The 19,561-nt window shown below is 39.3% G+C and carries 20 protein-coding genes; 13 read left to right on the top strand and 7 right to left on the bottom strand.

What is annotated here, in order from left to right:
• Nucleotides 1-9: 9 nt before the first annotated feature.
• The 6 genes from E6C50_RS07475 to E6C50_RS07450 form a co-directional block, all read right to left on the bottom strand.
• The gene (locus E6C50_RS07475; protein ID WP_136402580.1) at nt 10-765 is read right to left on the bottom strand and encodes a LytR/AlgR family response regulator transcription factor; all 756 of its coding nucleotides are present in this window, start codon (nt 763-765) and stop codon (nt 10-12) included.
• Nucleotides 766-789: 24 nt separating this feature from the next.
• The gene (locus E6C50_RS07470; protein ID WP_136402579.1) at nt 790-1,125 is read right to left on the bottom strand and encodes a 2TM domain-containing protein; all 336 of its coding nucleotides are present in this window, start codon (nt 1,123-1,125) and stop codon (nt 790-792) included.
• A gap of 1 nt (nt 1,126) precedes the next feature.
• Entirely contained in the window at nt 1,127-1,438 is a 312-nt protein-coding gene (locus tag E6C50_RS07465) for a 2TM domain-containing protein (RefSeq protein WP_136402578.1), read from the bottom strand.
• 15 nt (nt 1,439-1,453) lie between these two features.
• Nucleotides 1,454-2,794, bottom strand: a complete 1,341-nt coding sequence (locus E6C50_RS07460; protein ID WP_136402577.1) for a histidine kinase — start codon at nt 2,792-2,794, stop codon at nt 1,454-1,456.
• Between the two features lie 41 nt (nt 2,795-2,835).
• On the bottom strand, nt 2,836-3,462 hold the full coding sequence (locus E6C50_RS07455) for a hypothetical protein (RefSeq protein ID WP_136402576.1): 627 nt from the start codon (nt 3,460-3,462) through the stop codon (nt 2,836-2,838).
• 142 nt (nt 3,463-3,604) lie between these two features.
• Nucleotides 3,605-5,755 carry a TonB-dependent receptor gene (locus E6C50_RS07450; RefSeq protein WP_136402922.1) on the bottom strand — a complete coding sequence of 717 codons (2,151 nt, stop codon included), beginning with the start codon at nt 5,753-5,755 and terminating at the stop codon, nt 3,605-3,607.
• Between the two features lie 165 nt (nt 5,756-5,920).
• On the opposite strand from E6C50_RS07450, the gene E6C50_RS07445 reads away from it, so the two are divergent.
• The 13 genes from E6C50_RS07445 (at nt 5,921) to E6C50_RS07385 (ending at nt 18,273) form a co-directional block, all read left to right on the top strand.
• Nucleotides 5,921-6,262: an MmcQ/YjbR family DNA-binding protein gene (locus E6C50_RS07445; RefSeq protein ID WP_136402575.1), complete on the top strand. Its 342-nt coding sequence runs from the start codon at nt 5,921-5,923 to the stop codon at nt 6,260-6,262.
• Between the two features lie 20 nt (nt 6,263-6,282).
• Nucleotides 6,283-6,654: a VOC family protein gene (locus E6C50_RS07440; RefSeq protein ID WP_136402574.1), complete on the top strand. Its 372-nt coding sequence runs from the start codon at nt 6,283-6,285 to the stop codon at nt 6,652-6,654.
• Nucleotides 6,655-6,734: 80 nt separating this feature from the next.
• Nucleotides 6,735-8,006 (top strand): chloride channel protein, encoded by a 1,272-nt coding sequence (locus E6C50_RS07435; RefSeq protein ID WP_136402573.1) that lies wholly within the window; start codon nt 6,735-6,737, stop codon nt 8,004-8,006.
• 1 nt (nt 8,007) lies between these two features.
• Nucleotides 8,008-8,604 (top strand): HPP family protein, encoded by a 597-nt coding sequence (locus E6C50_RS07430; protein WP_136402572.1) that lies wholly within the window; start codon nt 8,008-8,010, stop codon nt 8,602-8,604.
• 129 nt (nt 8,605-8,733) lie between these two features.
• Nucleotides 8,734-9,168 carry a hypothetical protein gene (locus E6C50_RS07425; RefSeq protein WP_136402571.1) on the top strand — a complete coding sequence of 145 codons (435 nt, stop codon included), beginning with the start codon at nt 8,734-8,736 and terminating at the stop codon, nt 9,166-9,168.
• Between the two features lie 45 nt (nt 9,169-9,213).
• A complete protein-coding gene (gene gloA2, locus E6C50_RS07420; protein ID WP_136402570.1) occupies nt 9,214-9,603 on the top strand; it encodes an SMU1112c/YaeR family gloxylase I-like metalloprotein in 390 nt (129 codons plus the stop codon).
• Between the two features lie 148 nt (nt 9,604-9,751).
• Nucleotides 9,752-10,297: a plasmid pRiA4b ORF-3 family protein gene (locus E6C50_RS07415; RefSeq protein ID WP_136402569.1), complete on the top strand. Its 546-nt coding sequence runs from the start codon at nt 9,752-9,754 to the stop codon at nt 10,295-10,297.
• Between the two features lie 98 nt (nt 10,298-10,395).
• On the top strand, nt 10,396-11,454 hold the full coding sequence (locus E6C50_RS07410) for a nucleoid-associated protein (RefSeq protein ID WP_136402568.1): 1,059 nt from the start codon (nt 10,396-10,398) through the stop codon (nt 11,452-11,454).
• 224 nt (nt 11,455-11,678) lie between these two features.
• Nucleotides 11,679-13,535, top strand: a complete 1,857-nt coding sequence (locus E6C50_RS07405) for a BamA/TamA family outer membrane protein (RefSeq protein WP_136402567.1) — start codon at nt 11,679-11,681, stop codon at nt 13,533-13,535.
• A 67-nt stretch (nt 13,536-13,602) separates the two neighbouring features.
• A complete protein-coding gene (locus E6C50_RS07400) occupies nt 13,603-14,499 on the top strand; it encodes an ABC transporter ATP-binding protein (RefSeq protein ID WP_136402566.1) in 897 nt (298 codons plus the stop codon).
• A 25-nt stretch (nt 14,500-14,524) separates the two neighbouring features.
• The gene (locus E6C50_RS07395; RefSeq protein ID WP_136402565.1) at nt 14,525-15,364 is read left to right on the top strand and encodes an ABC transporter permease; all 840 of its coding nucleotides are present in this window, start codon (nt 14,525-14,527) and stop codon (nt 15,362-15,364) included.
• A gap of 16 nt (nt 15,365-15,380) precedes the next feature.
• Nucleotides 15,381-17,663: a choice-of-anchor L domain-containing protein gene (locus E6C50_RS07390; RefSeq protein WP_136402564.1), complete on the top strand. Its 2,283-nt coding sequence runs from the start codon at nt 15,381-15,383 to the stop codon at nt 17,661-17,663.
• Between the two features lie 58 nt (nt 17,664-17,721).
• Nucleotides 17,722-18,273: a GNAT family N-acetyltransferase gene (locus E6C50_RS07385; RefSeq protein ID WP_136402563.1), complete on the top strand. Its 552-nt coding sequence runs from the start codon at nt 17,722-17,724 to the stop codon at nt 18,271-18,273.
• Nucleotides 18,274-18,453: 180 nt separating this feature from the next.
• On the opposite strand, the gene E6C50_RS07380 is transcribed toward E6C50_RS07385, so the two are convergent.
• Nucleotides 18,454-19,473, bottom strand: coding sequence for a hypothetical protein (locus tag E6C50_RS07380; RefSeq protein ID WP_136402562.1), 1,020 nt, complete (start codon nt 19,471-19,473; stop codon nt 18,454-18,456).
• Between the last annotated feature and the right edge of the window lie 88 nt (nt 19,474-19,561).

Here is a 19,561-nt window from a genome sequence, read left to right as displayed (position 1 = left end):
AAATGGATCCTAACCGATCCATTCTTTAAAATCACTAACCCTTTCGCGGCTCACAATAACCTCATCGCCTTTATAGGTTGGCAAAATGACTTTTAGTCTGGAATTGCTATAGAGTACGATTTCCTTTATCGCGCGCATCGGAATGATAAATTTACGACTCACGCGATAGAAATCTTTTGGATCCAATTCGGTTTCCAATTGCTCTAATGCCTGATCCAGTAAATAATCGCGGTTATCAGTCGTATGAACATAGGTTCCTTTGTTTTCGCTATAAAAACATTCGACTTCCTCTATCGGAATTACTTTTAACTGCTGACCGATTTTTACCGTAAAGCGCTTTTTATACGATTTATCCACCGGATTCACGAGCATTCGTTTGATCATTTCAAAATCCAGTGACAATTGTTGCGGCTCCGGATTGCGTTGTCGGTATTTGTTTAATGCCACTTCCAGATCGTCTTCGTCTATTGGTTTTAACAGGTAGTCAATACTGTTTAATTTAAAGGCTTTTAACGCATATTCGTCGTAGGCCGTTGTAAAAATAACCGCGCTTTTGATATCGATCTGTTCAAAGATTTCAAAAGAAAGTCCGTCGGAAAGCTGGATATCGAGAAAGATAAGATCCGGATGCGGATTGGTTTGAAACCATTGTAAAGATTCTTCTACCGAATGCAACATGGTATGGACGTTTAATCCCAGTTTTTCAACTTTTCGCTGTAATAATCGCGCAGCCGGTTTTTCGTCTTCTATAATTATAATATTCATCGTATTCGTATTCCTATTTTGTGATTATTCCCATTTTTCATTTTTCTCTTTTTCCATAAATTCTTTGATTTTGCGGGCTTCCCAGTCACCTCCAAAGAAAAAATCGTATCCAAAAACCCGCAATCCGTGTGCAAGCAATCCGATGCCCCAACATATCGCGGTAAAGAAGTTTTTAAACTGAAAATAACTTTCCCCTACTTTTAAATCCCGAAAGTTTAAAAATACGATAAACAGATTTACCAATAGGTATATCATCAGGTGCGTATAGAATCCTTTGATTCGTTTTACCCTTTTGGCAGCTTCTTCATAACGACTATCGCTACTGTATTGCTCTTCCCATGATTTGTATTTGCGGCGCATCTTAGTTCCAGTTTTGTTTGTGTTTTTGCTTTTCTTCTTCCTCTAAAAATTCTTTCATTTTTCGGGCTTCCCAGTCACGCCCCAAAAAGGGCATATAGTTGAAAACTTTCATCCCGTGGAAAACCACTCCAATTCCCCATCCGATCATCGGATAAAAAAACCATAAATGCTCCGGGGACGTTAGCAGGTTGATTGCTAACAATGTAAGATTTACAGCAATATAAGCGGTAAGATTTCCGTAAAAACCTTTGATTTCTTCCACTCGTTTACGCGCTTGCTGATAGCGTTCCTGTTCGTTATAATTAGGCTCCATGAATATTCTTTTACATTATTTCCAGTTCTTTTTACTGTCGGTATCCTGTTTTTCCATCAGTTCCCGGATCTTACGTTCTTCCCAGCTGGCGCCATATCCCAATACGCTAAATCCGTGGATAAAAAGCCCCATACCCCATCCCAACATCGGAAACCAAAACCATTGGAAACCCGATGAAAAATAAAGATTAATAAATATGAGGGACGGAATTACTAAACAATAGGACATCAGATTTCCGTAAAATCCTTTCAAAGCTTCTACTTTCTTTTTAGCCCGGTAATAAGCCGTATCGTCATGTTGCTGATAGGTTTCCATAATACCAATTTGTTTGGTTAACATCGGTAGTTGTACCGTGAATGTTTTTTCAGTTTGTTCTATTTTTACCTTACGTTCCGTGAGAATCGCATAACGGTCGATGATGTTTTGCAAACCAACACCTTGTCGGTCTTTTAAAACTTCCTTTTTTTGCAGATCGTTTTGTACTACGAGGTAGCCGTTTTGTTCGAATATGCGAATGTGTAATGGCTTTTGTTCGCTAACGATATTGTGTTTTATCGTATTTTCCAATAATAACTGCAACGATAACGGAACCACTTTCGCCTCCGGATTTGCTGATTTTTCCGGGTGTTCGTAGTAAATACTGTTTTCAAAACGCATTTTTAATAAGTTCATATACGTCTTGGCAAAGGCAAGTTCCTCTTCCACACTAACCAGTTCCTTATCTTTTTGTTCCAGCACATAGCGGTATATTTTCGATAAAGAAGACGTAAAACGTTGTGCATTATCCGGGTTTTCCTCGATTAACGAACTCAGTACATTCAGACTGTTAAACAAAAAATGCGGATCGATCTGGTTTTTTAAACTTTCAAATTTGGCAGAGGCCGTACCGGCGATGATTTTTTGCTGTTTAAAACGGTTTTCCTGATACGCTCTATAAAAATAGATCATATGGAGAATCAGCGTAATAATAAATGTAATAATGATCGATATAAGATAATTCCCAGGTTTCTCTTTTTCTAAAAACGCCCGGAATGTCAGTCCGTTAAATTGTATTTCTTCAAAAGCCCGTAATAAAAAAATGACCGCTATAGAAACCACAAAGGAACTTAAAAACCCTATTATTACTCTTTTCAAAGCAAAACGATCTTGCTTAAATATCCGGTCCAGCACCACGAAAACAGCCATATTTGCCATATATAATGCTACCGTATAGAGCATTGTAAACTCAACATTTAGCCAGAAAGCATCGTTAATTGGTACCGGGTTTCCATTAATCCATCGCAGCAAAAGCAATACACCAATGATGGCCGTTCCAATACCTATGGCTCGTAAAAAATGTCTCAGGTAAAAGCTCATTTTATTTTCTGTTTATTCGTGGCTATTCCGCCGGTTTGTTTTTATTTTGTGTTGCAGTTTTGCAGCACTTCCTGCGCTCTGTCCAATCCCCAGTTCGGATGAAAAGGCGATTCTGGTTTAAAAGTAGCAAAAAGTTCAATTGATTTCGCAACTTGCGCACACATTGGTTTGGTATCTTTTCCGAAAAATTTGGCGCCACCTATTTCAAATTCGGCTTTCGAAAATACAACTCTCGGGTTATTCGGTGCCAAAGCCAGTGCTTTATAATATTGTTCCATCGTTTTCCCGCTATATTTCATTCCATTCGATTGCGGATCGTATACAATCCAGGCAGTGTAAATCAGTGCCTGCATGACCATTAATTCCGGATTATTCGGACTGATCATGTTGGCGTCGTTTTCGGCTTGTTGTGCTTTTTCCAATAAAGCCGAAACTTTGTCACGATTGGCAGGAACAAAGGCTTCAGTTGTGTTGATCAAAGCTACGTAGTAGTTCGGTAGCCAGTTGTCTTTTTCTACTAATGCGATACGTTCAAAAAGGGCTGCCGCTTCGGTAGGTTTTCCTTCTCCCCACAAACCAAGGGCTTTTTTCATTCCTTGCTCATATTGTGTTTGCGAAAATGCCATATGGCAGATAAATAAGGCTAATGCGGTGATAATTCGTGTCATGGTTTTTTGTTTTTTAGTTGGTTTATTGATTTCTTTTTTTGATGATTGAAACGTTGTTCTTTATTTATAGTCCAAAGGTATTTTGACCGGAGCGACTTTAAAATTAATCCTGACCCAACTGTCATTTTTAAGGGATGAATTGTTACAGGTTTTCCAATTGGTTGGATTTCTTATCCTGACTGATGGTCCAGAAGAAACCGATAAAGAAAAACCGGTCGGCAGCCTGTCCTATCGCCTGACGTTGAAACTGTCCGCCTACATCTGGTGAATTGGCATATTGGTAACCAAAAACGTTGTCTTTTCCCATTACATTTGAAACCGATAGGTATAGTATTTTTTGTGGCGACATTAAGTATGCCCAACTCAGACTCAAACTGTTATAACTTGTCGTTTTTCCATTCATAAAAGTCATTTCATTCGGATTGTTATACGGACGTCCGGTAGCAAAGCTGTTCGTCACACTCAACTGCGAACGCAAATCATTGATCCAGTATTTTCCTACTATCGAAAGCGTATGGTTCGCTACAAAATTGGGCGTTACTTTATCCGGATAGTTTTTATAATCCCTTTTACTGTCGATATACGAGTAGGACAACCAATATTCCAGATTTTTAACCGTTTTATTATCCCTCCAGAAAAGATCAAATCCTTTGGCATATCCGCTTCCGTTGTTGGTATAAATACTGTTGTATTGTGGCAAATCGGTGTTGTATTTTACCAGATTGCTATAATCCTTATAATACAATTCGGCACGTAGTGTTCTTCCGTTCGGGTTATAGGTGTAATTCAGTATATAATGTGCTGTTTTTTCCGGTTCGAACGCCGACGTGTATTTCAGGTAATCCTGTTTTGGCAACTGATTAAAATCGCCATACGCCAGTGACAATTGCCCGTTTTTATTGGTTCTGTAAGCCAGAGAAGCTCTCGGTTCCAATACCGATGTTCCTAATAAATCGCTGTGCATTCCGCGAAGTCCGGCTTTTACGGCAAAGTCTGATGTTAGTACAATATCCGTTTCAGCATATAAGGCTCCGATTCCACTGGTATAACCGGTTTTAAATTCATTTGACGGCTGGCGGTAACTTCCGTCGAAATCCGTTGTAAAATAATCCCCACCGAAAATCATTCGTACTTTATTCGAAAACTTTTTACCCAGTTTTAGTTTTAGGTGTGCGGCATTTTCCTGATCTTTTACCGCATTACTATCCAAATCCGTTTTGGTCAGACTATAACCATAACCTATTCCGGTTTGTATCGTCCAGTTGGCGCCAAAATTTCCTTTATAAGATGCATTCAGATACAGATTATTATTTTGAATAGCTACACGAATCGGGTCTTCATAATTAATATCTTTTTGATTGAGTTCAAAATTGGCATAATCATAAGCCGTATAAAATTTAAACAACCCGTTTTTAAACTGACGACGGAAAACCATTTCCCCCGACATGGACTGATACGGTTTGATCCAGTCTACATTTTGTTGGATCGCCTTTTGATACGGCTCCAGATTGATATAGCTTGTATTAAAACTAAAAGATCCTTTCCCCCATTTTTGCGTATTCCCGACACCCAAACCAACAGTCATCAGGGATATATCTGTTTTTTCCTGATCCGGTTCATCAATCGTATTCAATAACAACACACTGGATAAAGCATCGCCAAATTCGGCCGAATAACCTCCGGTTGTAAAAGACATTCCACTAAACAAGAAAGGTGAAAAACGTCCCCGGGTTGGCAGATTATTGGCCGAAGCGCCATAAGGCTGTGCGACCCGGATACCATCAATATAGGTTTGGGTTTCATCAGATTCCCCACCGCGAACAAACAAACGACCGCTCTCTCCTACAATCTGCGCGCCCGGAAGGGTTTGCAAGGCTCCGATTATATTACCGGGAGAACCGGCTGTAGTGACAATATCCAGTGGTTTTAAAACCGATGCTTTTGTAGTAGCTCCGGCCTGAAACGAACCTACAGAAATCACTACATCATTTAAAGCATTCGCACTGGATTTTACCGTAAACGAACGGGATTTGTAAGTCTCTATTACAATAGCTTCCCGAATGGTTTCGAACAGTAACGAACTGATCACCAAAACCTGGCTTCCTTTGGCATCGGTTTCAAATGAAAAGGTACCATCGGCTGCAGATGGCGCTCCGTCATAGGTTCCTTCTATAAACACATTCACCCCCTCCTGCGGTTTCCCTTTTTGATCAACCAGTTTTCCGGAAATTTTTGTTTGCGCCTGAAATACCAGACAACATAAAAGACTACAAATTGTAAGTATCGTTTTCATCATTTCTTGTTTTTTAGTGCCTCAAAATTGCAACAGTTGGTTTTCATTTAATAAAAAAGGATACCGAACTGTAGTTTTCTTAGGATGAATTGTAAATTATTTAGAAGCGTGCTTTTCTTTTGTCGCAAAATGGCGTAAATTAGCAGGAATCCAAGTTATTATCGTATGAATATTGAAGAACTACAAATCCTTTGTTCCTCTTTTCCGGGTGTAACGGAGGACATCAAATGGGGAAATGATCTGTGTTTTCTGATCGCCAATAAAATGTTTTGTGTTATCGGTCTTGATAGCACACCGCTAACGGTTTCGTTTAAAACGACCGAAGAAGATTTTGATCAATTAACCACACGACTGCATATAAAACCGGCTCCGTATATGGCCCGGTATAAATGGGTATTGGTAGAAGACAGTTCCGTACTAACATCAAAAGAGTGGGAACACTATATCGCGCAGTCCTATCGACTGATCAAAGGAAAACTGTCAGCAAAAGTTCAGGCTTCACTATAGTAATCCAAAAAAACAAAACCATGAAAATACCCGACCAATACTTACCAGTCATGCCGTATATCATTACTGACCATGCCGAGGCTTTTCTCGATTTTACTAAAAAAGTACTGGATGCCCGGGAGCAGCTTATCGTTCCCGGTGAAGGCAACCGAACGATTATGCATGGCGAAATTCGGATTGGAGACGCGGTAATCATGTTTGCCCAGAAACCGGACAACTATGAGACTCGCTCCTGCGGGATGTTTATTTATGTAGCCGATGTGGATACTGTCTATCAAAAAGCATTACTACAAAAAGCGGTCTCGTTAATGCCACCTGTTCGCCAGAATTACGGCTATACGGCTGGTTTTGAAGATCCTTTTGGAAACCAATGGTGGGTTGTTACACCGTAACTTTAACGTTTTTATTCCGTTTTTTAGCATTTCAATGGTTATTTTTGCGTATCAAATTTTGCATTCCTAGTTCCCCTGAAATGAAAAAAACAACCCGGATCAAAAAGAACCATCGTCTGATTATTCTTCAAAAGTTGATCATAATATCTGCTGTTATCGGTTTTTTAAGTGCCTTACTGGGCAATACGCTCAAAAAAATAACGGAACATTACGAAGCTATTTTCTTTACACTGGCACAACAACACTGGCTTTTGTATTTATTGTTCCCGATCTTGGGTTTTTCGATCATTTATTTTTTAAGGCAGACACTATTCCGTAAAAAGGAAAACAAAGGCATCAAGGAAATTTACGAGAGTACCGAATCCAAAAACAAAAACCTGCCGGCCTATAAAGTGACTTCGCATTTCCTAAATGGCCTGATCACGGTTATTTTTGGTGGCTCAACCGGGATTGAAGTTTCTACCGTAGTGGCTTCGGCGGCGATCGGTTCGGTGGTTCAGCAAAAGGAAAATCTGTTTAAACGTTATAAAACGCAACTTATTTGTGCCGGAATTGCTTCCGGAATCACCGCGCTTTTTGGTAGCCCGCTTGCCGGACTGATTTTCGCTTATGAAGTGATTTCCCGAAAATGGTCCCGATCGTTTTTACTGACCAATGGCGTTGCGGTAGCAGTCGCTTTTGCCTTTACGTATTTTGTAGACAATCAGCCCCTTTTTAATATTAACGTATTGCCCTGGCATTTGCATGCTCTTCCCTATATGATCCTCCTAGGAATGATAGCCGGTGTGAATGCCGTATATCTGAATCGATGTGTTTTGCTTTTTAAAAAGAAATTCGCCAAAATTGATCAGCATCATTTTCGTATTATCATTGGTGCCGGATTGGTTAGTCTCGCGCTGCTTGTTTTCCCGCAACTTTACGGGGAAGGCTATCACGCGGTAAAAGAACTGACGCTACAATCGGGCAATCTTACACTCACCGTATCGCTGGCCGCAACGTTGGTTTTTGTAATTTTACTAAAACCAATCGTTACCTCATTGACCCTGGTTTCCGGTGGCGATGGCGGTGTATTCGCACCGAGTTTGTTTATCGGTGCCTTTTTAGGCTTACTAACTGCCTCCGTTTTAAATACGTTTTTCCACGCCAATGTCTTACCAATTAATTTTATGGTCATTGGAATGGCAGCGATGTTAAGTGCCAGTATCCATGCTCCGTTTACCGCTTTATTTCTGGTTTGTGAAGCCATTGGCGATTATACGTTATTTTTCCCGATCCTGATGGTTTGTCTGGTATCGAAAACTACTGCTAAATTCATTTATCCATATACTGTTTACAACTATTCCCGAGTTTAATATGCCTACCCCTAAAATCAAACGCAATTACCGCAAGGCCCGTTATGTGCTTTACAAAGAAACCTTAATCGATTATAAAGAACATTTTTGGGCTTTCCTCGGATCGTTGGTCGGATTGGGGATTATTTCCTACTTCCAATATGGTTTGTTTACGCCTCAGGATTATACCTTCCTGATCGGTTCTTTTGGTGCGTCGTGCGTACTGGTTTATGGTGTGATTCAGAGTCCGCTGGCACAACCGCGCAATCTGGTAGGTGGTCATCTTATTTCCGCACTGATTGGTGTTACCTTACAAAAACTGATTCCGGATATTTTATGGATTTCGGCTCCTTTAGCTGTTTCCCTGTCGATTGTGCTGATGCAAATCACCAAAACGCTACATCCACCCGGAGGCGCCACAGCATTAATCGCGGTTACCGGTTCGCCTCAGATTAAGGAACTCGGTTACTGGTATGTGGTTTCGCCGGTGTTAACAGGAGCACTGGTATTGCTGGTAGTGGCACTCCTCTTTAACAATATGACCTCCAACCGACAGTATCCTACGCATCCGAAGTTTACTCATTTTAAGAAAAGCATCATCAGCCGGTTAAAACCTTAAACTAACAAAGTGCTGCTAAAAGTGCGAATTAATAACAAAATGATATCAATATTTTAATTACTCTTAAAATATTATAATTATAAAATTAATTTTCTTAGTATTGCAAAACAATATTAACTACCTTAAACTATGAAATACTTTAAATCTTTATTAGTTATCGTTGCATTATTCGCATTAAACACGATTTCAGCACAGTCCGTTACCGATAAATGGCCGGAAATGAAAAATTTTCAGGATTTATTAACCAAAGTATCCCGTGACGCTCAGAAAGGGAATTTCACTCCGCTTAAAGGAAATGGAGAATCTCTGGTACAATATGCAGTAGCTATTGATGCCAACAAATTTCCGGAGCACGTAACCCGAACATCCGGTTTAACGGAAAAGGTAGAAGCACTACACAACGAAACCAAAAACTTAAATGACATCATTAACAGTAAAGGTTCTAATGATGCGATTTTAAAAGCGCTTACCAAAGTAAACGATTCGTACCAAACAGTATTAAATACAGTAAACGGAACTGCAAAGGCTAAAAGTGCCGCTCCAGCTCCAAAAGCTAAAAAATAATTTACAGAAGCCTGGTTAACACCAGGCTTTTTCTTTCTCTATTCCATGTTATCGCTTAACAAAATTCACCACATTGCCGTTATCTGTTCGGACTATACCGTTTCCAAACATTTCTATACCGAAATTTTAGGATTAAGCGTCCTTCAGGAAGTATACCGAAGCGAACGCCAATCGTATAAACTGGATCTGGCGATTAACGGAAATTATTGCCTTGAACTTTTTTCTTTTCCCGATCCGCCGCAACGCCCTTCCCGACCGGAAGCTGCCGGATTGCGCCACCTGGCTTTTGAAGTCGACAATATTGTCGCAACACAGCAGTATCTTTCCGAGCGTAAAATCGAAACCGAAACCATTCGCGTGGATGAATATACCGGAAAACGCTTTTTCTTTATCGCCGATCCGGACGATCTTCCGATCGAATTCTACGAAAAATAAACGTTTCACATCCGAAACAGCAGCAGATCAGAAAAACACTTAAATCACTACAATTAAACAACTTACAAAACTTCATCAAAAAATTATCAACACTAATTGGATTCAAAAGTATTAACCGTAACTTTGGCTTTTTAAAACAAATAAGGTTATGGTTTATAAATTTAGAGTTATACTCGACGCCGAAGAAGACATTTTCAGGGACATTGCCATTCTTGAAGACGATTCTCTGGAGGATTTACACAATGCTATCGTAAACGCTTTTGGCTTTGACGGAATGGAAATCGCTTCATTTTATACTTGCGATGACGAATGGACACAGGAAGATGAAATCCCGTTGTTTGATACCGGTGATGTTCCTGGCGAACAAAGAACCATGGCGGATTATCCGCTTTCTTCCATTTTGGACGAAGCCAGTACTAAAATCATCTATGTATACGATTTCTTAAATATGTGGACGTTCTTCGTAGAATTGGCCGCTGTAGAAGAACCTGAAAATGGGGTAACCTATCCGGATCTGTTGTTTGCGCATGGCGAATTACCAACAGATGCACCAACCAAAGATTTCAATAGTCCTATCGTATCGAGCGACGATATGTATGGAGAGTTTGAAGACGATTTTGACGAGGAAGATCTTGATATGTTCGACGGAGACGACAGTTTTAACGATTACGGTTTTGAAGAAAACTGGAACTAAAAATCGCTTTAAAAATACAACCACATCAATACTATATCCGGCATAAAAAATCCGACTAAAAAACAGTCGGTTTTTTTTGCCACAGCAATTATAACACCATGATAAACTTATTTAATACCCACATCGACAACCTTTCTATCCACAGAGTAGGAAATAAAAGCCGCAGTGAGGCCATCTTTCTTTCAGAAACACCTTATGGTCTGAATGATGAGATTATGCCTTTATTAAAAGAGTATTTTTTCAAACCTTTCCGCGAAAAAGAGGAAAATTACTTTCAGTTTGCACACGATGTGGATTTGGATTATAACGAAATGTACAATTTCTCGAACGAGATTTTTGCCAATCCGGGAAGCATTCACGATGTTTCTAAAAAAATAACCAAACACCTTTTTGAACAGTCCAATCATCCGCATATCAAAAACGGAGAGGTGTATGTAACCTACCTGACCAATGTTTCGATCGACAATAATGTAGTGGATGCGATCGGAATTTTTAAAAGCGAGTTAAAAGCCGATTTCCTTCAATTTGAAGAAAAAGGTTCGACTTTGGAGATGATTTTGCAACAGGGAATCAACCTGAACAAACTGGACAAAGGTTGTTTGATCTTTAACTATAAAAAAGAAGAAGGTTATAAAATTTTAACGATCGACAGTAACCGTTATGATGCGCGATACTGGTTGGAGCATTTCCTATCGGTGGACGCGTTTCAGGACGAAAACTTTATGACTAAAAAATACCTGAAATTCTGCCAGGATTTTGCAAAAGAAGTTGTTTTACCGGCCGAAGACAAAAAAGAAGAGGTTATGTTTATGAACCGTTCGGTAAATTATTTTGCTAAAAATGACGAGTTCGAAGAAACCAACTTCCTAAATGAGGTAATCGACAATCCGGATTTGATTTCCGAATTCAAAAACTATAAAGTTGACAAAGGTGAGAAATACAGTATTGAAGACCTGACCAACTTCCCGATTGCCAATGCGGCCGTATCGGATGCCCGTAAAAAAATGAAGAACATCATCGAGCTGGATACCAATATTCAGATCAAACTGGACTTTATTAACCCGGAAAGTGCCGAAAAATTCGTAGAAAAAGGCTGGGACGAAGAAAAACAGATGTATTACTACTTAGTATACTTCAACAAAGAACAAAAAAGCTAATACACAACAAAGCGGCTGTTTCAAAAGTGAACAGCCGCTTTTTTTTTTAGCAATAACCACACCTGACAGGTTTTAAAAACCTGTCAGGTGTTACTAATCAAATTTCCCTCACAAAAAATAAAAAGGTACTTCCCTGTTTTTTTTATTCCACAAGATAACAACATTCGTTTTTTTCCGTTCATTAACGTATCTTTATAACATCAAGTACCGATTATTACCGATAAATGTTACAAAAAATTGCTGCTTTTCTGGTTGTATTTCTCGTTCTCGCATCACATGGATATGCGCAGGACAACAAAACCAAAGCCGATTCAACAAAAGCCATTTATCAGGATATCGAAAAGTTTTCCAAAAAGAAAAAATTTACCAGCTTTATTCACCGGCTTATTTTCAGGCCAACCCGTAGCGTAACCACTCCAAAAAAGGAAATTAAAAACGTACCGCCACCCAAAGCAGCTTCCTATTTACCGTTTGAAGGAAAAGTAATCCGTAACATCAAAATCGAAACACTGGATCCGTTTGGTTATTCCGTTACCAATGAAAGTGAGGCGCCGCGAAAATGGATCGAACGTTTTGGAAACCGGATTCATATACGCACCAAAAACTGGACGGTGCGCAATCTGTTACTTTTTAAGCCAAACGAAACGGTCGACTCGCTAAAAATGCGGGAATCGGAACGTCTGATCCGTCGCCAGCGTTATGTGCGCAGCGTGGTCGTAAAACCCGTTCCTACCACAAGCCCCGATTCGGTCGATGTCGTAATCCGCGTACTCGATTCCTGGAGTTTTGTACCTACCGGAGCCATTTCCAGTTCGCAAAGTAACCTGGAATTAACCGAACGAAATTTTCTGGGATTGGGACATGAATTCGAAAATAATTTTAAACAACGCTTTTCCGATAATAAAAGTGCCTATAGTGCGAAATATACAATTCCAAACATCCGGAATACCTATATCAATACAACGCTTCGCTACGAATACGGACTGGAAGACGATTATATTAAAGGTTTTGCCGTAGAACGTGGGTTCTTTTCACCCTTAACCCGATGGGCCGGCGGCTATGGTTTTGAACAAAACTTTCATAAAGAAGAATTTAAAGACGGTACTTTCGACGATGAAGGCAACCCGAATACGGTTTTCCAAAATTTTAAAGCCGAAGGACAAAATATCTGGGCTGGTCATGCGTTCCGTATTTTTAAAGACCGATCGGAAGACAATCGGGTAACTAATCTGGTAACCACAGCTCGATATTACAACCTCAAGTTTATCGAAAAACCCGGAATACAATACGATTCCATCAATTTCTTTTCCAATACCCAATTGTATCTGGCCAGTATCGGAATTACCACCCGTAGTTTTGTTCAGGAACGGTTTTTATTTAACTACGGTATTATTGAAGACGTCCCGGTAGGACGTGTGTATTCGATTACCACCGGAATTCATCATAAAAACCAATTGAAACGTCTGTATTTGGGCGGCCGATTATCATCCGGCGATTATTATAATTTCGGATTTTTAGGCACTACTGTCGAATGGGGTGCTTATTTTAACGGTGCATCTACCGAACAAACGGTATTCCGCTTCGAACTTAACTATTTCACCAAACTGATTGAACTCGGAAGCTGGAAATTCCGTCAGTTTATAAAACCCGAACTGATTATTGGTAGCCATCGTTTGCCTACAGAACGGGATTTATTAACCTTATCCGGCACTAATGGCATCCAGGGTTTTGATAGCGTCGATCTCTATGGTAGTCGGAGATGGCAGTTTACGGTTCAAACACAATCGTATATGCCGGGAAGTTGGTACGGTTTCCGTTTTAGTCCGTTTGCCAACTTTTCATTTGGTATGTTAGGCGATGAAAACCATCTGTTTTCCACCCGACTCTATTCTAAATTCGGTTTGGGAGTACTGATCAGTAACGATTACCTCGTTTTTAACAGCTTCCAATTGTCGTTTGCCTTCTACCCTACGATTCCCGGAAACGGAGATAATATTTTTAAGACAAATTCCTTTAAAAACACCGATTTCGGTTTACAGAATTTCCAGATGGGAAACCCTACCGTGGTTCCGTATCAATAATTTTATTTTTGTCGTAACAAATTGGTTGGTGGTTCGTCATATATTTTATCAATCAAAAAAATATACTTTGGAAACAATCCTTACTATTCAAAACTTAGATAAAAAGTTCGGGAATGTACATGCCGTAAAAAATGTCTCTTTCGAGATCAAAAAAGGAAATGTATATGGCATTTTAGGACCGAACGGTAGTGGAAAATCCACTACATTGGGTATTATCCTGAATGTGGTTAACAAAACATCCGGAAATTACACCTGGTTCGATGGCAAACTGGACACGCATCATGCGCTTAAAAAAGTCGGTGCCATTATCGAACGTCCTAATTTTTATCCGTATTTAACCGCTGAAGAAAACCTAAAACTGGTTTGTAAAATCAAAGGCGTTTCGTATGATAAAGTAAAAGAAAAGCTGGAAGTTGTAGGGCTTTACGAACGAAAAGACAGCAAATTCAGAACTTTTTCACTAGGAATGAAACAACGTCTTGCCATTGCATCGGCACTTTTAAACGATCCGGAAATCCTGATTCTGGACGAACCTACCAATGGATTGGATCCACAGGGAATCCGTCAGATTCGTGATATTATCCGACATATTGCCTCAATGGGCACCACAATTCTATTGGCTTCGCACTTATTGGACGAAGTTGAAAAAGTATGTTCACATGTGGTCGTACTTCGCAAAGGCGAAATCCTGTATACCGGTACCGTTGATGGTATTATTTCGAACGAAGGCTTCTTTGAACTGCAATCGGACGATCACGAAATTCTAAAATCGACGCTTACAAACCTTACCGCTATTGATAAAATTGAAGAGGAAGAAGGTAAATTGCTGGTCTATCTCAATGCTCCATTGGAAGCTTCGGAACTCAATCGCTTTCTGTTTCAGCACAATATTGTCCTGAATCACCTTGTAAAACGCAAGCACAGTCTCGAAGAACAGTTTTTACAATTAACCAGCAAGCACTAATTCTCATCAATCACAATCGCATCTTATGAAACGTCTTTTAGAAATCGAACTTCAAAAACTATGGAAAAACAGAGCCAGTAAAGTACTGATTCTTTCCTATTTTATTTTATTATCGTTTATCGCTTTAATCGCAGCTATCAAATTCGATTTTGGAAACTTCAGACTGCATATTGCCGAACAAGGAATTTTTAATTTCCCGTTTATCTGGCACTTTAATACCTGGATAGCGTCCATTTTTAAACTTTTCCTGGCCATTGTAATCGTTTCCATGATGGCAAATGAATATAGCTATGGTACACTAAAACAAAATCTTATCGATGGTTTAAGTAAAAAAGAGTTTATCCAGTCCAAATTCCTGACGGTGTTGCTTTTTGCCTTTGGATCGACTGTTTTTGTATTCCTAATGTCCCTTATTTTAGGCTATAGTTATTCGTCCTATAATGAATTCGGCATTGTTTTTTCCGATATGGAATATCTATTTGCCTATTTTATAAAACTAACCGCCTTTTTCTCGTTCTGTTTGTTATTGGGTATTTTAGTAAAACGTTCGGCCTTTGCACTTGGTTTCCTTTTATTATGGAGTATTTTAGAAGCGATCGCCATCGGGTTAATGCGCTGGAAATTTTTCAAAGACACGGATGTTTACCAAAAAGTTAGTCAGTTTTTTCCTTTAGAATCGATGAGCAATCTGATTAAAGAGCCTTTTAGCCGTCTTTCGGTTATTAAAAACCTGAGCAGCACCATTAGCGGACAAGACATGGCAAAAGACTACAGTGTTCATTTTGGCGACGTAACCATTGTGCTTGTCTGGACCGTTATTTTTATGTTAATATCGTATAAAATTCTAAAAAAACGAGATTTGTAGTATCTTTGCAGGCATTATGCAGGTACAGATCTCCCGTTTTTTTACAGCAATAGTATTGTTGTTTTCCTCAACGATATGGGCACAATACATACAAGTAACCGAGAATTACACAGACGATCAACTCGTTCTTGATAAACTATTTAACAGTTCCTGTGCACAGGTTTCCAATATTGCGATCAATGGATACACTTTTTCGGATGGCGCCAAAAGTTATGGCTACTTCCAGGGTTACAACGGTTTTCCTTTTAACGACGGTGTAATCATCACCACAGGGAAAGCGATATCGGCAGTAGGTCCGAATTCCTCGATTTTGAGTGAAGGCCCGGCCAGCTGGCTCGGTGATCCGGATCTGGAACAAGCCATTAACGAACACAACACGATTAATGCTACTGTTTTAGAATTCGACTTTGTACCGATTTCCAATAAAATGAGCTTTGACTACGTCTTTGCATCCGAACAATATTTAACCAATCCGAGTGCTAATCAATGTAATTACTCGGATGGTTTTGCTTTTTTACTACGGGAAGCGACTACGCCACAATACCAAAATCTGGCCGTAGTTCCAGGAACCAATATCCCGGTTAAAGTAACTACCGTTCGCGGACCGGGAACTATTTGCCCGCAGGCGAATCCACAATATTTTGGTGGATTTAACGATGTAAACAGTCCAACCAATTACAACGGACAAACTCAAACCTTACGCGCGGAAGCGACCGTAACCCCGGGTGTGACCTATCATATTAAAATGGTTATTGCCGATCAGGGAAATCAATATTACGATTCGGCTATTTTCCTAAAAGGCGGTAGTTTTAATATTGCAACCGATTTAGGCCCGAACCGACTTATTGCTACCGGAAATCCATTATGCCCCGGAAGCAGCTATCCACTGGATGCAACGGTAACGGGTACTAATGTTACCTATCAGTGGTTTGATGCTACTGGAGCTATTACCGGTGAGACGAATCCGATTTATAACGTAACTGCTCCGGGAACCTATCGCGTGGAAACCACGATTACTACGTCCGGCGGAAGTTGTACATCCAGTAGCGAAGTGACTATCGAATATGCTCCGGTAACGGCAAACAACGCTACTTTGATCCAATGTGCCGCTCCTAGCGGGCCAACAAAATTTAATCTCACGCTTGCCAATCCGACCATTACCGCTGGCGGAAACAATCTTAGTGTGGCTTTTTATCCAACTTTAGCCAATGCTCAGGCGCAAACTAACTTAATCACCAATCCGGACGATTATCAATATAACGCCTCAAATACTACCGTTGTAGCCCGTGTTGAAAACCAATACGGTTGTGTGGATTATGCAACGGTAACCTTACAGGTTGTAAACAACACGATTACTCCTATTGGTCCGCAAAGCGAATGTGATAACGATGGCGACGGTAAAGCCAATTTTGATCTGAATGCAATGACTGCAATGTTTACCGGCCTACCGGCAGGCGCTACGATACAGTATTTTGCCTCGGCGAATGACGCCCTTTTATTAGTTAACCCGCTCAATTCTCCTTATAACACTGCCAGTACCACCATTTATGCCCGCGTGGTAAACGGTTCCGATTGCTATGGTATCGCTCCCGTTTCGCTGGTGGTGAATAATTTTAACGGCTCCAATATTCAGGACGAAACCAAAACGATTTGTCCAAACACTTTACTATCTCTATATGCTCCGGCTGGTTTTACCTACGAATGGAATAATGATCCAACACAAACCGGTCAGCATATTACCGTGGCTCAGGCAGGTACTTTTAGTGTAAAAATTACCAATTCCGACGGTTGTTCCGTGATCAAAACCTTTACCGTAGTGGCTTCGGCACCGGCTACCATCCTATCGGTTACGGTGGACGATTTTCAATCCGGGCAAAACAGTGCTACTGTAAATTATCAGGGAATTGGCGATTACGAATTTTCGCTAGACGGCGTTCATTTCCAGGCATCGCCTACTTTTACCAATCTGGATTCGGGTGAATATACCGTAACGGTAAAAGACAAAAAAGAATGTGGTATCACGACTAAAACTTTTTTTGTTTTGGATTATCCGCGCTTTTTCACGCCAAACGGTGATGGCTATAACGACGTATGGCGCATTCCGTACCTCAACCGTTATCCAACCGCACAGGTGGCTATTTTTGACCGCTTCGGAAAACTGCTTTACTTTTTTAAAGGAAACGGCAGTGGCTGGAATGGAAAATACAACGGCCGCGATCTGCCTTCGACCGATTATTGGTTTACGGTAACGTTTGACAGCGGACGCGTTATTAAAGGACATTTTTCAATGTTGCGCTAAAATCGTTTTTTGAATCAAAAGTTTTTATACTTTTATTTCGATTTTAAATTCTGATACTATGCTCCATTTGAATTTCTCCCCTTTTCCGATTCTGGAAACAGATCGCTTACGATTGCGTCAAATCGTTGAAACGGATGCCGAACAAATGTTCCAACTTCGTTCCAATCCCGAAACCATGCAATATATTCCGCGGGAGTTACCTAAAACGATCGACGATGCCATTGCGCATATCAATTATATGAATGACCTACGGTTGAATAACGAATGTGTAAACTGGGGCATTACCTTTAAAGACGAAGATATCATAGTGGGTCTGATTGGCTATTTCCGTCCGAAACCGGAAAACCATCGTGCCGAAATCGGTTATATGTTATCACCCGATTATCACGGAAAAGGGATTATGCAGGAAGCATTGGTAAGAGCTATCGATTATGGTTTTAACGAAATGAAACTACATTCCATCGAAGCGATTACCGCTCCGGAAAATTATGCTTCCTGGAAATTACTGGAAAAAAACGATTTTATCCGCGAAGGCCATTTTAAAGAAGATACCTACTGGAACGGTCAATATCTGGATAGCTATGTATATTCATTGATCAATAAAAAATAAAAACTTTATAAAAAAACACCTGACAGGTTTTAAAACCTGTCGGGTGTTAAAAAATAGACGTTGGAATTTTGCTATTCACAAATCTTTTTCAATGTAAAGCGACATTATATATTTTTTGACACCAATAACAAAATATATCTGATGTATATCATATTTCTAAAATCACTATAAGCTAATCGATCATTTTTTCCACTCTGACTGATACGGATCGTAATTACATTCTTCATCAAATCCCCAAATATCATTGTTCGTTTTTATTGGCAATCTATTATCTACGCACATATACCGATATTCACAGTCTTTACACTTTTGAATATCATCTTTTTTTATATTCCAATATTTTTTAAAGTCGGGCAATTGTAATATCATACTTAATTCGACATCAATACTATTTCCAAAAGTCATTGTATCACCTTCATATCTTAATATATTTCCATTACGGTCAATGTAAACTCTTCTGTTATAAAATGTATTATAAAAGTTAGATTCCATATACAAGTCCAGATTCGGCGTAAAATCAGCTATATCAGTTATCCCTTTTTTTTCATTAATGATATCCCTCTTTGTACTAAAGAATACACCTCTATCAAATTGATCAATGTACTCTTCTTCATCGCTTGAACTAACAATTAATGAGACTCTATCGTTGGTTTTAAAAACTCCTTCCACTAATTCTCTTTCAACACTGGTATTTTTATCAATCAATACCTGTAGTATTCGAGTAGGCATATCATTAAATTCTTTCAATACTTTTATAATATTTTCATAAGTAGTAGCAATAAAACGCAATACTAAACACTCCACTTTTACCTTAAAAATAGTATCTAATAATTTATTGATATAGGCTAATTCAAAGACATCAATATCGACTACCATTGTAGAAACATGATAAGGCTTTGAAAATTCAATTTCATATTTAGGAAAAAAAGAGCTATCCAAATTCGAGAAAAAAATAAACTCCTTGTCACATAAAAATTTAAAATAATCTAACAAAGTCTCCTTATCTTCTTTCTGGTCAAATGAGCTTAAAAGAGCATCAAAACTTAGATTTTTCGACTCTTTTAAAATATCGTACAGCGAATTCGGAATGTATTCAAAATCGTCTCTTTGCAAATCATAAATACACGATCTATTGTAACCTTTAACCAAAATACAGCAAGCAAATAAATGAAACGGAATGTCTGATAGAAAATTTCTCATATCAAAATCAGAATGTCTTTTTATAGAATGGCCTAACAATAAGATGCCTCGTTTTATGAGAACTTGAATAACAAAACTTCAAAACTAA

Source organism: Flavobacterium supellecticarium (assembly GCF_004801375.1).
Taxonomy (GTDB): domain Bacteria; phylum Bacteroidota; class Bacteroidia; order Flavobacteriales; family Flavobacteriaceae; genus Flavobacterium; species Flavobacterium supellecticarium.
This window is presented reverse-complemented; position numbering and strand designations above follow the sequence as displayed.

What these genes read in the sequence shown, in the direction of transcription:
- E6C50_RS07385 (WP_136402563.1), top strand. Translation starts at nt 17,722, where the DNA reads ATGCTCCATTTGAATTTCTCCCCTTTTCCGATTCTGGAAACAGATCGC.
- gloA2 (WP_136402570.1), top strand. Translation starts at nt 9,214, where the DNA reads ATGTTATCGCTTAACAAAATTCACCACATTGCCGTTATCTGTTCGGAC.
- E6C50_RS07390 (WP_136402564.1), top strand. Translation starts at nt 15,381, where the DNA reads ATGCAGGTACAGATCTCCCGTTTTTTTACAGCAATAGTATTGTTGTTT.
- E6C50_RS07425 (WP_136402571.1), top strand. Translation starts at nt 8,734, where the DNA reads ATGAAATACTTTAAATCTTTATTAGTTATCGTTGCATTATTCGCATTA.
- E6C50_RS07470 (WP_136402579.1), bottom strand. Translation starts at nt 1,125, where the DNA reads ATGCGCCGCAAATACAAATCATGGGAAGAGCAATACAGTAGCGATAGT.
- E6C50_RS07460 (WP_136402577.1), bottom strand. Translation starts at nt 2,794, where the DNA reads ATGAGCTTTTACCTGAGACATTTTTTACGAGCCATAGGTATTGGAACG.
- E6C50_RS07455 (WP_136402576.1), bottom strand. Translation starts at nt 3,462, where the DNA reads ATGACACGAATTATCACCGCATTAGCCTTATTTATCTGCCATATGGCA.
- E6C50_RS07410 (WP_136402568.1), top strand. Translation starts at nt 10,396, where the DNA reads ATGATAAACTTATTTAATACCCACATCGACAACCTTTCTATCCACAGA.
- E6C50_RS07440 (WP_136402574.1), top strand. Translation starts at nt 6,283, where the DNA reads ATGAAAATACCCGACCAATACTTACCAGTCATGCCGTATATCATTACT.
- E6C50_RS07405 (WP_136402567.1), top strand. Translation starts at nt 11,679, where the DNA reads ATGTTACAAAAAATTGCTGCTTTTCTGGTTGTATTTCTCGTTCTCGCA.
- E6C50_RS07465 (WP_136402578.1), bottom strand. Translation starts at nt 1,438, where the DNA reads ATGGAGCCTAATTATAACGAACAGGAACGCTATCAGCAAGCGCGTAAA.
- E6C50_RS07430 (WP_136402572.1), top strand. Translation starts at nt 8,008, where the DNA reads ATGCCTACCCCTAAAATCAAACGCAATTACCGCAAGGCCCGTTATGTG.
- E6C50_RS07450 (WP_136402922.1), bottom strand. Translation starts at nt 5,755, where the DNA reads ATGAAAACGATACTTACAATTTGTAGTCTTTTATGTTGTCTGGTATTT.
- E6C50_RS07475 (WP_136402580.1), bottom strand. Translation starts at nt 765, where the DNA reads ATGAATATTATAATTATAGAAGACGAAAAACCGGCTGCGCGATTATTA.
- E6C50_RS07380 (WP_136402562.1), bottom strand. Translation starts at nt 19,473, where the DNA reads ATGAGAAATTTTCTATCAGACATTCCGTTTCATTTATTTGCTTGCTGT.
- E6C50_RS07395 (WP_136402565.1), top strand. Translation starts at nt 14,525, where the DNA reads ATGAAACGTCTTTTAGAAATCGAACTTCAAAAACTATGGAAAAACAGA.
- E6C50_RS07445 (WP_136402575.1), top strand. Translation starts at nt 5,921, where the DNA reads ATGAATATTGAAGAACTACAAATCCTTTGTTCCTCTTTTCCGGGTGTA.
- E6C50_RS07435 (WP_136402573.1), top strand. Translation starts at nt 6,735, where the DNA reads ATGAAAAAAACAACCCGGATCAAAAAGAACCATCGTCTGATTATTCTT.
- E6C50_RS07415 (WP_136402569.1), top strand. Translation starts at nt 9,752, where the DNA reads ATGGTTTATAAATTTAGAGTTATACTCGACGCCGAAGAAGACATTTTC.